This window comes from Companilactobacillus halodurans, assembly GCF_009600985.1.
In the GTDB taxonomy this organism is placed as follows: domain Bacteria; phylum Bacillota; class Bacilli; order Lactobacillales; family Lactobacillaceae; genus Companilactobacillus; species Companilactobacillus halodurans.
Genome location: NZ_VDFP01000002.1, coordinates 103528 through 118323 on the forward strand (window position 1 = coordinate 103528; position 14796 = coordinate 118323).

Annotated in this window: 16 protein-coding genes and 1 tRNA gene; 11 read left to right on the plus strand and 6 right to left on the minus strand. The window is 32.8% G+C overall.

Annotated features, from left to right (window positions below; translation table 11 throughout):
- The first annotated feature begins 17 nt into the window (after positions 1 to 17).
- The 4 genes from FHL06_RS01830 to FHL06_RS01845 all read left to right on the plus strand — a co-directional run bounded on the left by FHL06_RS01830 (position 18) and on the right by FHL06_RS01845 (position 3770).
- Positions 18 to 677 (plus strand): class A sortase, encoded by a 660-nt coding sequence (locus FHL06_RS01830; RefSeq protein WP_153384545.1) that lies wholly within the window; start codon positions 18 to 20, stop codon positions 675 to 677.
- Positions 678 to 793: 116 nt separating this feature from the next.
- The gene (recJ, locus tag FHL06_RS01835) at positions 794 to 3103 is read left to right on the plus strand and encodes a single-stranded-DNA-specific exonuclease RecJ (RefSeq protein ID WP_153384546.1); all 2310 of its coding nucleotides are present in this window, start codon (positions 794 to 796) and stop codon (positions 3101 to 3103) included.
- A 21-nt stretch (positions 3104 to 3124) separates the two neighbouring features.
- Positions 3125 to 3643, plus strand: coding sequence for an adenine phosphoribosyltransferase (locus FHL06_RS01840; RefSeq protein WP_153384547.1), 519 nt, complete (start codon positions 3125 to 3127; stop codon positions 3641 to 3643).
- 37 nt (positions 3644 to 3680) lie between these two features.
- A tRNA-Ser gene (locus FHL06_RS01845) sits at positions 3681 to 3770 on the plus strand.
- A gap of 141 nt (positions 3771 to 3911) precedes the next feature.
- Here FHL06_RS01845 and FHL06_RS01850 read toward each other — a convergent pair.
- Both FHL06_RS01850 and FHL06_RS01855 read right to left on the minus strand, forming a co-directional pair.
- The gene (locus FHL06_RS01850; RefSeq protein ID WP_153384548.1) at positions 3912 to 4073 is read right to left on the minus strand and encodes a hypothetical protein; all 162 of its coding nucleotides are present in this window, start codon (positions 4071 to 4073) and stop codon (positions 3912 to 3914) included.
- Positions 4074 to 4252: 179 nt separating this feature from the next.
- Positions 4253 to 5218, minus strand: coding sequence for a LacI family DNA-binding transcriptional regulator (locus FHL06_RS01855; protein WP_153384549.1), 966 nt, complete (start codon positions 5216 to 5218; stop codon positions 4253 to 4255).
- A gap of 227 nt (positions 5219 to 5445) precedes the next feature.
- On the opposite strand from FHL06_RS01855, the gene FHL06_RS01860 reads away from it, so the two are divergent.
- From FHL06_RS01860 to FHL06_RS01870, 3 genes are read left to right on the plus strand one after another with little or no spacing between them, the layout of a single operon-like run.
- Positions 5446 to 6501, plus strand: a complete 1056-nt coding sequence (locus FHL06_RS01860; RefSeq protein WP_153384550.1) for a Gfo/Idh/MocA family protein — start codon at positions 5446 to 5448, stop codon at positions 6499 to 6501.
- A 16-nt stretch (positions 6502 to 6517) separates the two neighbouring features.
- On the plus strand, positions 6518 to 7468 hold the full coding sequence (locus FHL06_RS01865) for a GRP family sugar transporter (RefSeq protein WP_153384551.1): 951 nt from the start codon (positions 6518 to 6520) through the stop codon (positions 7466 to 7468).
- Between the two features lie 16 nt (positions 7469 to 7484).
- A complete protein-coding gene (locus FHL06_RS01870) occupies positions 7485 to 8429 on the plus strand; it encodes a sugar phosphate isomerase/epimerase family protein (RefSeq protein WP_153384552.1) in 945 nt (314 codons plus the stop codon).
- 128 nt (positions 8430 to 8557) lie between these two features.
- Here FHL06_RS01870 and FHL06_RS01875 read toward each other — a convergent pair whose 3' ends face one another.
- From FHL06_RS01875 to FHL06_RS01890, 4 genes are all read right to left on the minus strand, one after another.
- Positions 8558 to 9166 (minus strand): hypothetical protein, encoded by a 609-nt coding sequence (locus FHL06_RS01875; RefSeq protein ID WP_153384553.1) that lies wholly within the window; start codon positions 9164 to 9166, stop codon positions 8558 to 8560.
- A gap of 63 nt (positions 9167 to 9229) precedes the next feature.
- Positions 9230 to 9676 carry an SHOCT domain-containing protein gene (locus FHL06_RS01880; protein ID WP_153384554.1) on the minus strand — a complete coding sequence of 149 codons (447 nt, stop codon included), beginning with the start codon at positions 9674 to 9676 and terminating at the stop codon, positions 9230 to 9232.
- 425 nt (positions 9677 to 10101) lie between these two features.
- Positions 10102 to 11364 carry an alpha-L-fucosidase gene (locus FHL06_RS01885; protein ID WP_153384555.1) on the minus strand — a complete coding sequence of 421 codons (1263 nt, stop codon included), beginning with the start codon at positions 11362 to 11364 and terminating at the stop codon, positions 10102 to 10104.
- Positions 11365 to 11412: 48 nt separating this feature from the next.
- On the minus strand, positions 11413 to 12126 hold the full coding sequence (locus FHL06_RS01890) for a GntR family transcriptional regulator (RefSeq protein ID WP_153384556.1): 714 nt from the start codon (positions 12124 to 12126) through the stop codon (positions 11413 to 11415).
- A 143-nt stretch (positions 12127 to 12269) separates the two neighbouring features.
- On the opposite strand from FHL06_RS01890, the gene FHL06_RS01895 reads away from it, so the two are divergent.
- The 4 genes from FHL06_RS01895 to FHL06_RS01910 are packed head-to-tail and all read left to right on the plus strand — an operon-like array spanning position 12270 to position 14780.
- The gene (locus FHL06_RS01895) at positions 12270 to 12674 is read left to right on the plus strand and encodes a PTS sugar transporter subunit IIA (RefSeq protein WP_153384557.1); all 405 of its coding nucleotides are present in this window, start codon (positions 12270 to 12272) and stop codon (positions 12672 to 12674) included.
- Positions 12674 to 13174 (plus strand): PTS sugar transporter subunit IIB, encoded by a 501-nt coding sequence (locus tag FHL06_RS01900; protein ID WP_153384558.1) that lies wholly within the window; start codon positions 12674 to 12676, stop codon positions 13172 to 13174. Before FHL06_RS01895 ends, FHL06_RS01900 begins: the two co-directional genes overlap by 1 nt.
- Positions 13175 to 13993, plus strand: coding sequence for a PTS mannose/fructose/sorbose/N-acetylgalactosamine transporter subunit IIC (locus FHL06_RS01905; protein ID WP_153384559.1), 819 nt, complete (start codon positions 13175 to 13177; stop codon positions 13991 to 13993).
- The gene (locus tag FHL06_RS01910) at positions 13983 to 14780 is read left to right on the plus strand and encodes a PTS system mannose/fructose/sorbose family transporter subunit IID (RefSeq protein WP_238333939.1); all 798 of its coding nucleotides are present in this window, start codon (positions 13983 to 13985) and stop codon (positions 14778 to 14780) included. The genes FHL06_RS01905 and FHL06_RS01910 overlap by 11 nt, the downstream gene beginning before the upstream one ends.
- Positions 14781 to 14796 lie beyond the last annotated feature (16 nt).

Consider the following 14796-nt stretch of genomic DNA (forward strand, 5'->3'; position numbering starts at 1 on the left):
GAAATGGAATGAAAAAAATGAAGAAATTCTTTTCAATTTTTGGAACTGTCCTTTTACTTTTGATTGCATTAGTCTTGATTTTTAATCAGCCGATTAAAGAGTATGCGGTCAAACGAATCGCACAACGTAATTTAACAACTTTAACGGCAAAAAAAGCTAAGGCTAATTCCAAGAAGAGTGGACAGTTTGATTTTAGTAAGGTCAAACCAATTTCAGCTTCACAAGTTGCCAAAGCTTCAGTTAACAACGATGCAGCTGTGATTGGAAAAATGGCCGTTCCTTCAGTTGACCTTAAGCTACCAATCGTGGTTGGTTTAAGCGACAATGCGTTGTCAACTGGTGGTGGCACCATGAAAAAAAATCAAAAGATGGGTAAATCAAATTATGCACTGGCGGGTCATTATATGACTAATAAAGGTGCCTTGTTTTCACCCTTAGAAAATGCTCAAATTGGTGATTTAGCTTATATCACAAATATGAAACGAGTTTATACTTATAAGATTTATTATAAAAAAATTGTTCCCCCAACAGCGGTTTATTTATTGGATGATGTCAAAGATCAAAGTATTTTGACATTGATTACTTGTGCTGATGGAGGGACCAATCGCTGGGCTTTACAGGGGTCGTTAGTAAGCAGTAAACCAGCTAATAAAAAGACTCTAGCAGTATTTTCTTAAAGATAGCTGAAAAGTTTTGAAAATCGATTTACGAAATTAATAGTAAATGATCTTTCAAGGCTTTTTTTTTACGTTTGAAGATTGCTATAATTAGTAAGTTGTTAGTAGGTGATGGATTGACATTAATAAATTGGGAAAAGCGTAAAAATCCCACAAAAGAAGAAATAACTAAATTTGCTCAAGAGAAGAAACTGACACCTTTAGTTTCAGAGTTACTCTTAGAGCGTGATATCACAAAAACAGTCGACATCGAATCGTATTTGCACAGCAATGCGGATGAATTACAAGATCCCTTTGGCTTGCACGATATGGATAAAGCGCTAGATTTAATCGATCAAGCAGTTGAATCGCAAGCTAAAATTGCAATTTATGGCGATTACGATGCTGATGGCGTTACCAGTACCTCAATTATGAAATTGACTTTGCAAAAATTAGGCAACAAGCCGATTTTTTATATTCCTGACCGTTTTAAGGATGGCTACGGGCCTAATTTAGAACGTTATAAGTTTTTAGCTGACCAGGGCATCGATTTATTAATAACGGTCGACAACGGAGTTAGTGGAAAAGATGAAATCAAATACTTGAAGGATCGTGGCGTGAAGGTGATTGTGACGGACCACCATGATTTGCCAGAAGAATTGCCAGAAGCCGATGCAATCGTTCATCCAAGCATTCCAGGTTCTGAATACATCTGTCCATACTTATCAGGGGCTGGTGTGGCTTTTAAGATTGCTGACGCTCTGTTAGGAGACGAAGCATTGGAGCTGATTGACTTGGCTGCCATTGGTACTGTGGCTGATTCTGTGGCTTTAAAGGGCGAGAATCGGGTCATTGTAACTGAAGGTTTGAAACAGATGAAACAAAATCATCACGTCGGTCTCAGTGCAATGTTGAAAAAATGTAAAATTAAGGCTAGTTCTGTTAGTGAAGAAGATATTGGCTTTAAAATTGCTCCACGAATCAATGCTTTAGGACGTTTGGAGAATGCCTCATCTGGCGTTGAATTATTGACGACTGGGGATGCCTCCTTTGCCAAAGAAATCGTTGATGAAACAGAAGAGATTAATTCCAGACGTCAAGAATTAGTTGCCGCAGCTTTTGCTGATGCCCAGTCACAAATTGCTGACCAAAAAGATAACGGCGTCTTAGTATTAAAAGGCAATAATTGGCATCAGGGCGTTTTGGGAATCGTCGCTAGTAAGGCGATGGATCAAGAAAATAAGCCCGTCTTAGCCACGCAATTTGACGAGAACAGTCAAGTTATGAAAGGTTCTGGTCGCAGTCCTGAAGGATTCAATCTTTTTACAGCTCTAAATTCTCATCGAGATTTATTCACGAGTTTTGGGGGACATGCCCAAGCCTGTGGTTTTTCGATTGAAGAGAGTAAATTGGATGAATTAACGAAGCTAGTTCAAGCACAACCAAAGAAACAAGATTTTGATCCAAAGGCACCTATTGTTAAAAAGTATGACTTGGATTTAAAGGTCAGTGACTTGAACTTTGACTTAATAAAAGAGATTCAACAATTAGCTCCCTTTGGGATGGGTAATCCTAAACCCGTTTTGAAATTGAGCAATGTCAGTTTAGAACAAGCACGGTCAATTGGAAAAGATGCCACGCATTTGAAAACGATGGTGGCCGATAATGGTCATCAGGTTGGTGCAATCGGATTTTCGATGTTTAGTCAGTATCAAAATCTTAATTCTGATATTTGCGATGTTTACGGTGAACTGGGAATCAACGAATGGGCTGGACGAAAAAATCTCCAGTTAATGCTAGATGATTTTCAAGTTTCTCCAAAAGCTCAAAAGATTGGCGAATTGAAGAAAGTTTACTTGGATTATCGTAATAAACGTTTATCTGCTAGTGTTTTAGACCACTTCGATGACATTGTTTTCTTCAATGATGTTTACTATGAAGCAGCTAAGCGTTCTAACGTTAAGGCTAAATTGATTCACTACAATGAAAAGTGTGATGGGAATAATGTTTTGATTTATGACCGCCCACATAATTTGGACTTGTTCAAAGAATTTATTAAAAATAATAAGACGCAACACACAGCGCTATTTTTCCACACGGATTTGACGCAAAGATACTTGGAACCTGATATGGCAAAGATGAAAACGTTATTGAAATATTTATACTCCCATCCTGATATCAAAGCTGATGGCATGGATTTGGTCGCGAAATATTTAGAAATGCAAAAAAATGACGTTGATTTCTATTTAAAAGTGTTTTTTGAGTTAAATTTTGTTAAAATGGTAAATGGCTTTGTTGAAAAGGCTAATGCTTCACAACAACGCGAATTGATTGAATCTCCGACTTACTTGAAGAGATTGAAACGCAATGATGTAGAAAAAATATTAATTGAATCCAACTTTGACGATCTCTTGTCTTGGATAAGTGATTATGATTGCCATTGTTAGATTGAATGGGGAATTTAAAAAATGGATATTGATTTTAAGAAATATGTAGCTAATGTTCAAGATTTTCCAGAACCTGGTGTACTATTTCGAGATATTTCACCATTGATGGCTGATGGTAAAGCTTACGCTGCCGCAACTGATGAGATTGTTAAATATGCCAAGAGTCGTGGTGCAGAAATGATTGCTGGACCTGAAGCTCGAGGATTTATCGTAGGCTGCCCAGTTGCTTATAAGATGGGAATCGGTTTTGCACCTGCTCGTAAAAAGGGCAAGTTGCCTCGTGAAACCGTCTCAGTTACTTACGATCTAGAATATGGCCAAGGGTCTTTGTACATGCAAAAAGATGCAATCAAACCAGGTCAAAAAGTTTTAGTTGTTGATGATTTGATGGCAACTGGTGGCACATTGGCTGCAACAATCGATTTGATTGAGAAATTAGGCGGTATCGTAGTAGGTACGGCTTTCTTAATTGAATTAACGGATTTACACGGTCGTGATAAAATAAAAGGGTACGACATGTTTACTCTTATGCAATATTAATTTAAAATAGACTTGAAGCGATTCAAGCCTTATCTATGGAGAGTTGGCAGAGTGGTAATGCATCGGACTCGAAATCCGACGAACCCGTCTTATAACGGGCGCGCAGGTTCAAATCCTGTACTCTCCTTTATTAGAACAAAAGTTTTCATATATATGAATATAGGAATGCTGTTAAATCAGCATTCCTATTTTTGTATGAAATTTAAATTTTTTTAGCAATAAGGGTAGACATGGCCGTATCTTTTACACTTATAGTTTATCTTTCTATTTAGAACAAAGCTAAATATAAACCAACCAGTAGGGCAATGATATACATGCCTAATTTTCCAGATAATATTTTTGTGCCGAATTCTTTAGAATTACTGATAAAACCTACTATTGCTACGATGACTAAGAGTACTAACCCCCAACCTAGTAGTCTGATGATCATAAATAAATCTCCCTTTAATGTGGTTTCAGCTTTTAATGTCTTCAGATGTTGGACGTGTAATTTAAAAATAATACAATTTTGAGCCTTTACTAAATACTTGTTTAGTTTATAGAGAAAGTTTCTTACATATCTAAAATGACCCTTTGAGAGAGTTCGTTAGAACCCATAATCATTTTAGTTTAGGTAGTTTCTCTACCAATCAACTCGGTTTTTAGGAATAGATGGTTTCTTTTATGATTGCTACTTCGCAATAATTCCACAGCTGAATATCCTTCTTGAAACTTTGGCTGATTGATTGTTGTCAAAGATGGACTAATGATTTTGGATATTATTGTGTTGTCAAAACCAATAATAGAAACGTCTTCTGGAATTTTCAATTTGAATTTTCGTGCGGCTGATATAACAGCTGCCCCGAGTGTATCTGAAACACAGAAAAAAGCATTGGGACGATCAGAGGAATTTAACATTTGAGAAACTATTGGGTAGGCAATGTCATAACTTATTGAAGGCAGAGAAATACACCATTTAGGATTGAATAAAATGTTATGTTCTTTTAATGAACTTTTAAATCCTCGTAAACGTTCTTTAGAATACTTGAAGTCCGTTGGACCATTTAAAATGGCAATTTTATTCTTCCCAGAAAAAATCAGCTCATTAGTGGCTTTTTTAGCAGCTTCAAAGTCATCAACAGAAACGGAAGGAATATTCGATTCAATATTATATTCGCAACATTGAATAACTCTCGTATGTTTAGATAGCATATTTAATAAAGAGGTTGGCAATAGGTTTAACAAAATGATTCCATAAACATTTGAGGTATCTAAGAAATTGATGAATCCTTCGATGGTTTCTTTAGAAATTTCAGTTTGGTCGATAAGGATTCTAAAGTTGTTTGCAGTGGCAGAAGCTTTAGATCCTTCAAGTATTTCCGAGTAGAAGATATTTGTCAGCTCAGGAACATTTACAATAATTAAATCTTTTTTCTTATTATTTTTTATTGAATTAAATTTAAGATTATCAATTGCTTCATCAACTTTTTGAGCAGTATCAGTATTTACTTTAGAGCGATGATTTAAGACTCTGGAAACAGTGGAGGGCGAAACATTTGCTTCTTTTGCCACTTGGTAAGCATTAATTTTAGCCATTAATTTGACCTCCAAAAAAATTGCTAATTATTTCAAAAAATTTCATAAATTATAAATATCATAACATTGTGAAAAAACGGTTTCAATATCATATTAATACTGACTTTAACTTAACAATACATTTATAAGCTAAATGAAATATTTCAAGTTTTTCAGTAATTATTGAAATGTAAGCGGTTATAAAATAAGATTAATTTTGTTGAATTAAGAGAAAGTTGAGGAGAAAAATGGAGAAAAAAGTAATTAATGTTGGAATTATCGGGTGTGGTCGTATTGCTCAAACTAGACATATTCCAGAATATGCATCTAATGAGAATGCTAATATTGTTGGATATTTTGATTTTAATGAGGATCGTGCTAAAGAAATTGCAAAAAAATTTGGAGGCAAAGTTTATGCTTCAGTCGATCAAATGCTAGCAGATTCAAATATTGATGCTGTCAGCGTTTGTGTGACTAATTCCGCTCATGCATCTGTTTCTATCAAAGCATTAAATGCTGGGAAAAATGTTCTTTGCGAAAAGCCAATGGCAACAAGTCTTGAAGAAAGCGAGGCCATGGTTAAAGCAGCAGAAGATAATCACAAGACACTGATGATTGATCAAAATCAACGTTTTGCAAAATCGCATGTTTACGCTAAGAAACTCTTAAAAGAAGGTCAAATTGGAAAAGTTTTAACTTTTAAATCAAACTTCGGACATGGTGGCCCAGAAACATGGAGCGTTGATGGTGGTCCCAATACTTGGTTTTTCGATAAAAATAAGTCCAAATACGGTGCTATTTTTGATTTAGGAGTGCATAAGATTGATTTGATTCAATATCTTCTGGAGAGCACAGTCAAAGATGTTACAGCTAAATTGGCAACTTTAGATAAAAAAGATTCCCAAGGTAATTTAATTGGCGTGGACGATAATGCCATCAGTATTTATGAACTTGAAAATGGTGCTTTAGGGACTGTCACATCAAGTTGGACATATTATGGTGAAGAAGACAATTCTACTATTATTTATGGAACTAAAGGGATTATGAAAATTTATGATGACCCCAAATATTCAATCAAAGTAATTTTAAAGGACGGTGGAGAAATTTTATACAACATCGATCAGATTCAAACAAATAATAACCAAACTAAGTCAGGCGTAATGGATGAGTTTATTTCATCGTTAGTTGAAGACAGAGAACCCAGTTCAGATTCTGGCTCAGTAATCAATACAATGCGTGCAATTTTTGCAAGTATTGAATCAAGCAAAACAGGTAAGAATATTGTAATAAATAAAAATAATTAAAAATGAGGGATGAAGAATGGCTATTTTAATCGCATTAATTCCGTCGCTTTGTTGGGGATCCATTGGATTATTTTCTACAAAATTTGGAGGCAATTCGTCGCAACAAACCCTTGGTTTGACATTTGGCGGCTTGATCTTTGGACTTCTGACTTACTTTTTCTGGGTTATTCCACATGGTTACGTAATGAATAGCAAGATTATTATAATTGGTCTTATTTCGGGTATTTTATGGACCGTGGGACAAGGATTTCAATTTGTAGCTATCAAGTCTATGGGAGTCTCAAGAGCAGTTCCATTATCAATGACAAGTCAAATTGTCGGGAATGCATTACTTGGTGCTGCAATTTTAGGAGAATGGCAAACTGTTCAAACTTGGATTGTAGGCATCATCGGAATCATTTTAATTGTTATTGGTGCTTTTTGGATTCAAACAAAAGAAAAAAGTTACTCAGACTCAGAAAAGAGCAGTTCATTGAGCGGATATATTCCATTAATTTTTTCTACATTAGGATTTATGGGCTATTTTATTGCTCCTAAATTGCTTCAGCGTTGGCTCAATGTTTCCAGTGCTGTTATAAATGCGGATAATGGTGTTCAATACATGATTGCTATTATTTTTCCACAATCAATCGGGATGGTAATAGGCGGCTTCTTATTTGTATATTTGATTACGCATGAAACGAAGAACATGTTTGATATTTCGACGCTTAAAAATTGTATTACCGGGTTTATTTGGGCCATTGGTAATGTGGCATTATTTGTTTCTATTGCTAATCCTAATTTGGGCCAGGCTGTTTCATCAACTCTTAGTTCCTTAGGATTTATTGTTGGAGCCTTTGGTGGGATTTTTCTACTGCATGAAACAAAGACGCATCATCAAATGAAATTAATCACCGCTGGTACGGTGGTTGCAGTTTTAGGTGCTGTTGTAATGAGTAATTTAAGTTATTTTGCTCAAATTCTTTAATAGAAAGGAAATAATTATGAAATTTGGATTTTTAACTGGCTGTTTGAAAAATATGACTCTTGAGGAAAAAATGGAATATGCTCATAAGGTGGGTTTTACAGCATTAGATATCTCATGTTGGCCTAAGCAAAATTCCAGAGATTTTTCGGGTAGCGATATTGATGTTGAAAACTTAACAGATAAAGATGTAGAGACTTTAAAAGCAGCTCAAAAGAAATATAATATTAGTTTCTCTAGCTTGGCTTATTATGACAATATGCTAGATCCTAATCCAGATACTAGAAAAAAGTTTTCCAATCATTTAGTGGCTGTGATTAAAGCAGCTTCTCGATTAGGTACCCCTTTGGTCGGATGTTTTGTTGGAAAAGATCAAACCAAGTCTTTAACTGAAAACTTTGATGAATATGGAAAAATCTTTACAAAGTATGTAAAACTTGCTGAAGATAGCAATGTCAAATTAATGATAGAAAATTGTCCAATGCCTGGTTGGCAAGAAGACGGTTTACCAGCAACGATTTCATATTCTCCTGAACTATGGGATGAAATGTTTAGAAGAATTCCAAGCAAAAGTATTGGCTTAAATTTTGATCCATCTCATCTTGACTGGCTTCACATTGATTATCTTCAAGCATTACGAGATTATAAAGATAGAATTTTTCACATTGATGCAAAAGATATGATTGTCGACGAGAATAAATTTTCTTATTATGGAATTTATGGCAAAAAATTAAATAGAACTCAACCAGAAGATTTAGGATTCTGGACACCGGTTATTCCAGGATTAGGTGATATTAATTGGTCTCAATTTTATGATGTTATGAAGGAAATTGGATTTGATGGTTGTTTCAGTATTGAACACGAAGATAGAAGATTTGCAGCAAATAATGCTGAAGTTGAAAAAGGATTAGAATACTCGTTCAATCACCTAAATCCAATAATTCATGATTTTGTTGAAAAGTAGTTTTGAGGATTTGATCTTTTTTTAGATGTACTATTAGATATAAATAAGCACAGATAAGGTAAAAAACTTATCTGTGCTTATTTGAATATACCGATTAAAAAACTTTAGAAAGGCTTATATTTTTCCGATTAATAACCGTATTGATTTGATGGATCACCATTAGAATTTAATGAGCCATTTTCCATTTGCTGTTGAGTCTGTTTTTCTCCAAATGTCTTCATGTTATCAGGAGTACTTTGTAAAGCCTGTAATGTAGACATACCTTGTTGCGTTTTGTAAAGAGCAGGAGATACGCCATATTTGTTAACAAAACCACTCAAAGTGTTTTCATCATAAGAAATATTACTATCATTTGTTTGTTGGGACTGAGATGGTGCAGCACTTTGCTGAGTTTGCTGCTGACTTTGTTGGGTGCTGTTATTTGATGAGTACGATGATTGTGAAGATTGGTTAGGTACTTGTCCTTGTGACTGCTGATTGTTATTTATTGGCTGTTTGCTAGCCGTTTGATTCGTATTTTGAGAATCGTTTTTAGATTGATTTTTGTCCGTAGATTCCTTTGATGTTTTTTCTTTGGTAGGAGAAACTTTCTTTTTATTATTGGTTTTCTTCTTTTTTGAAATTAAAGAAGATTTATTTTCCTTTTTGTTAGAAGAAGCAGTTGATTTATTATTTGAACATGCTCCAAGTGATAAGACAGTAGTTATCAGAATCAGTGAACTAATTAATCGTTTCATTTTCTTCTCTCCATTTCTTCCTAAAATATATTGTTTTTATTTTTAAGAATTGGAATTAAATGATTATAAATTAAGTATTTCTTTCTTTTTATCGTCAAATTCTTCTTGAGTAATAGCACCGTCATCAAGAAGTTTTTTTAATTTGTCGATACTATTAATATCGTTATTGTTCATTGAACTGTTTTGAAATGGCTTGATATTATTATTTACATATTGTTTTGAAAGTAAAATATTTTTATCCGATTCACTTTGTGGTCTAAATCCCTTTTCGATTAAATCTTTTGTATACCATTGATTATAGAAAAAAGCGATTGCAATATGAGCAATTAGAGTACCAAATCCCAATGTAAAAGATGTTAGCAAAATATTTACGATAAACAAAATTGCAAACCATTTAAAATCCCCTCTAAACAATGGAGACAAACTTCCAAAAAAGAATTCTGTCCAAGAGAAACCAACTTTTACTTGCTTAGTCTGGTGAGTTAATTGGTTTGTTAAGAGTGCATGCATAATATAAAATCCCCCTATAAGTCAGCTTTTAGTGTCAATCAGATTTTGGACATTATATAAACAATTTAAATGAAGCATTATTTACATGACAACGTTTTATTAAAAAGTATAAAAAGAACCCATTAGTTACTAAAACAAAACATTCATTGATTTAGAAATGGGTTAGATCAATTAGTGATATAAATCATCAAGAATTAAAGAATAATTTCAAATTGATTTTTATATAATATCGGAAAAAGTTGCCAATACAGTAATTTATTACAATTATGATAACAAAAAATAAGCATATCATGTGAAAAAATTATAATAAAAAGTCAAAAAAACGTTTACAAAATATGAATAAAAAAGGTTTTAATATAAATTTATTTATTAATAAAAAGTGGATACATTAATTGACAATAATTAATGTATCCACTTTTTTTATATTATGATTTGAACTGTACTTTAGCTACTCTGATGATCCAGTTACTGCCATATGTGAAGCCATTAGCATCTATTGTTAGGAACCCATTTGATTTATCATGCATAAATTTTAAATCTTGATTATTATCCAGCCAAGTGATTTTGGAAATTGGTTTATAAATATTCGTGAAAGATCTTAAATTTGTACCTTCACCACCAAGTACAACATTATCGTTTCCAACATTACCTAGACCATCTATAAAAAGATATAACGAATTATTTTTATCTTTTACCATATTCAAAGTATGATTGAAATTGTTCAATCCAAAAGGTTTTACACTATAAATTGCTGATGAATTGGTTTTCAACCATTTACCGATTATCATCATGTAATCTTGACTAAATCTAGGTATACTTCCGTCTCCATTTAAACCTATATTAATCAGGATATTTGCGCCTACGCATCTGGCTTGAACAATTGACTTGATTATTTCAGCCGGTGATTTGTAATTTATATCATCTGTCGCAAGGCCCCAATGTTTATTTAAGGTTAGTGATATTTCGCCAGCAACATATTTCTTACCGTTTCCGATATGATTTATTGATTTAGGATTTCCTCTTTCATAAGTTAAAACATCAACATTTTCATTTTCAAGAATGCCACGTTTTTTAAGACCAGTGTTATTGATGATAATAGCTTCAGGTTGTTTCTTGCGTATTATTTCATAAAGTTTATCCATTTCCCAGTTTGCTTCTTTCTTATTCCAATTACCATCAAACCAAAATCCTCCAATTTTTCCATAATTTGAACAAAGAATATCAACTGACTTTCTTAAATATTTTAGATAATCTTCAAAATTTTTCTCATAGTTATCAGTGTGCCAATCATAAGTGGCCATATAAATAAATGGTTTGATATTTTCCTTGTGGCACGCATTTACAAATTCTTTAATAAAATCACGTTTTGCCGCACTATGAATTGAGTCAAAGTTGCTTAAGCCTTTGGAATCATATAAAAAGAAGCCTTCATGATGTTTAGATGTTAATACAATATATTTTGCTCCCATTTTCTTTGCTGATTGCACTATCTTATTTGCATCAAAATGAGTGGCAGTGAATTTTTGTATTAACTTTTCATAATTTTTTTTATCTCTATTATGAATTAATTCTGTCCATTCACCTTTACCAAGTAAAGAATATAATCCCCAGTGAATAAACAAACCAACACCCATATTTTCATAGTTTCGTATTCTTTTGATTGGTATGATTTTTGGATAGCTATTCATAATTAACACTCTTTTCATGATATTTAAAAAATAATTTAAAATTGTATATTAACTATTAAAATTGCCTCTGGATAGTATTTGATAAAAGAATTCTGTGTTTTTATAATCTTTTATAAACTCTAAAATAGATCCGTCATTTAAGTATGTTGTTCTTTCTTGAAGGAAACAGTAATTTGATTTCTTTGATTTGTCAAAAGAATTTATTAAAAAATGTGATGGTAGTGTTGTAATAGTGTTTCGTTGTGTAAAAGGAAGAACATATGCATTAATATTGAAATCACTTTTATAGAGTTCATAGATAGAATAAAAATCTTGAATTTTATTTAAATGCTTTTTATTTACATAATATTCAGGTATATAGGATAAATTAACATCTGAAATTATGTCATCACCAACAAAATAGATTCGTATTATTTCATAATAAAAACCTGTTATGTTTAATTTTTTTTGAATCTCTGAGTCTGATTTCTTTTTTACTGAGAGTACTTTAATATTTCTTATTAATTTATTTCTTAGAGGAATATCGGAAACTTGTAATAGTTCATTGTGGTTTAATTTATTGACATACGTTCCTTTTCCTTGAAATCTTTCAATTTTACCAAGGTTAACCAATGTTTCCATTACTTTTACTGCGGTAGTTGAACTGACATTATAGATAGATTTAAGTTGAGATTCACTATAAAATTTATCGCCCTTTTTAAAAATACCAGAATTAATTTTCTCTATTAAATCGTTAGAAATTATTTTATATTTGGGTTCCATAAAATCACCTCCACCTCTTTAAGTAATGATAAGGATATTAAGGTGTTAAGTCAATAATTAGTGAAAGCGCTTGCAACTATTTATTCATGGGGTTATCCTATAGTTGTTTATAAGTTAACACGTTAAGTCAGAGGGTGATAGAAATGAATTATATAATTAGTTCTCACGGGGGATATGCGATTGCTGCTTTACATAGCTGTGAGATGATTACTGGTGATTTACCAAACTTTTATACTTATTCATTTAAAGGTCAAAATAATATAAATGATGTTAAAAAAGATTATGAAGATATCATAGATAGAAATAATTTGAATTATAAAAGTACAATCATTTTAACGGACATTAATTCTGGCACACCAAATAATGCAGCAATAATGTTGGCAGCAGAAAAAAAGATTAAATCCATTTATACAGGTTTTTCCCTTAGTGATTTGGTCTTTATTGCTATGGGGGAAGAAATAGATAAAGTTTTTGAATCAAAACTTGAAAATTCAGGAAAAATTAAGATACCCGAAATTGATGAAAATGAAGAAGAGGAAGAAGACTAATGTCAGAAATTGAAGATCTTGGGATAAAGAACATTAGAATAGATGAACGTCTGATTCATGGTCAAGTGGCTACTATGTGGACCAATAGTTTGAAAGCTAGTCGGATTATGGTAGTGGGTGATGATGTCGTTCATGATAGTATTCAAAAAATGGCACTTAAAACAGCTGTTCCTGCCGGAGTTAAGTTGAGTATTTTAAAAGCACAAAGTGCTGCGGAAAAAATATTAAGTGGTAAATATAAAGGTCAAAGAGTCTTTATGTTAGTAAAGTCTCCGAAATGGCTAAGAATTCTTGTTGATAATGGACTTCCTATTGAAAAAGTAAATGTAGGAAATATGTCATCACGAGAGGGAAGTAAACAAGTGAAGAAATCAGTTGCTGTTACACAAACTGATATTGATGATTTTAATTATCTTAATGATCATGGTATTGAATTAATAGCACAAATGGTTCCTTCAGAAGATCCTGTGAAATTTATGAAGTTATTGGAGGATAGATAAATGCATATAGCAATTTGGCAAATTATAGTACTAACACTTTTAGCTGGCTGGATGATTATTGATCAATTAACTTTAGCAATTATTGGAAATTATCCTCTTTTGGTTGGTCTTGTAACTGGAATTATTATGGGAGATTATAAGACAGGTTTAGCCGTTGGAGGAACATTACAATTAATGGTTTTAGGAGTTGGAACATATGGAGGAGCAAGTGTTCCAGATTTTATGACAGGTTCAATTATTGGTACGGCTTTCGCTGTTGCATCAGGTAAAGGTCTAAGTTTTGCAATTGGACTTGCAGTTCCAGTTGGATTACTTATGGTTCAGCTAGATGTCTTAGCAAGATTTACAAACACGTTTTTTCAACATCGAGTTGATAAAAAAATTGACGAAATGGATGTTAAGGGTGTTCAAAGAAATATTTTATACGGTGCTATACCATGGTCATTTTCAAGAGCAATTCCAGTTTTGATAATGCTTACATTAGGTAACAGTATTATTAAAGTCATTTTGAAAGATATGCCAAAGTGGTTAACTAATGGATTAAGTGTTGCTGGAGGAGTTTTACCAGTTGTTGGTATTGCAATTTTATTGAGATATTTACCAACAAAACAATTCGTTACGTATTTGATTGTTGGTTTCGTTCTCGCAGCTTATATTAAAGTTCCTATGCTTGGAGTTGCCTTGGTTGGATTAGCAATTGCAATAGCATATTACAAAAATATGGAAAAATTAAATGAAAAAAACGTTGTAGAAACTGGAAATAATGTAGATACCAAATCTAATGAGGTGGATGACGATGACGAAGAGTATGAAGATTGATAAACAAAAGGCTAAAGAATTACATCAGGCAAATCGTAGATGGCTATGGGGAAGCCAAATAGGTTGGAATTATGAAAGAATGATGGCTTCTGGATTTCTATTTGCAATCCTGCCTACATTAAAACGTCTTTACAAAGACCCTGATGATTTAAAAGAAATGATGAAAATCCATAATCAGTTTTATAATACTAATCCGTTTGTGGGACCTTTAATTGTTGGTATGGATATAGCTATTGAAGAGGACAAAGGTGTCAAGTCTAAAGATGCTGTTATGGGGTTAAAAACAGGATTGATGGGTCCATTTGCTGGAGTTGGAGATACCATTTTTGGTGTTATCATACCTACAATTTTTGGATCAATTGGTGCATATATGGGATTACAAGGAAATGTATTTGGCGCTTTCCTTTGGATTCTAATGAATTTAGTGGTTTTATTTATGCGTTATCCATTACTTAGATTAGGATATGTACAAGGTGCAAAATTAGTTGGAGAATTTGGTGATAAATTAAATATGTTAACAAATGCAGCCATTTTGTTAGGTGTTACCGTGGTTGGTGCATTAATACCAACTGTTGTTAAAGCAAACGTACCATTCATATATAAATCCGGAAAAGTTACTTTGAAAATGCAAAGTATGCTTAATCAAATCATGCCTAGTTTAGTTCCTGTAGCTTTGGTTGCTTTGGTATATTGGCTATTAGGAAAGAAAAATATTACATCTACTAAGATGATCATTTTTGTTTTGATTTTATCCATCGTATTAGGTGCATTTAAAATCTTGGGTTAATAATAAGGAGAAAAGC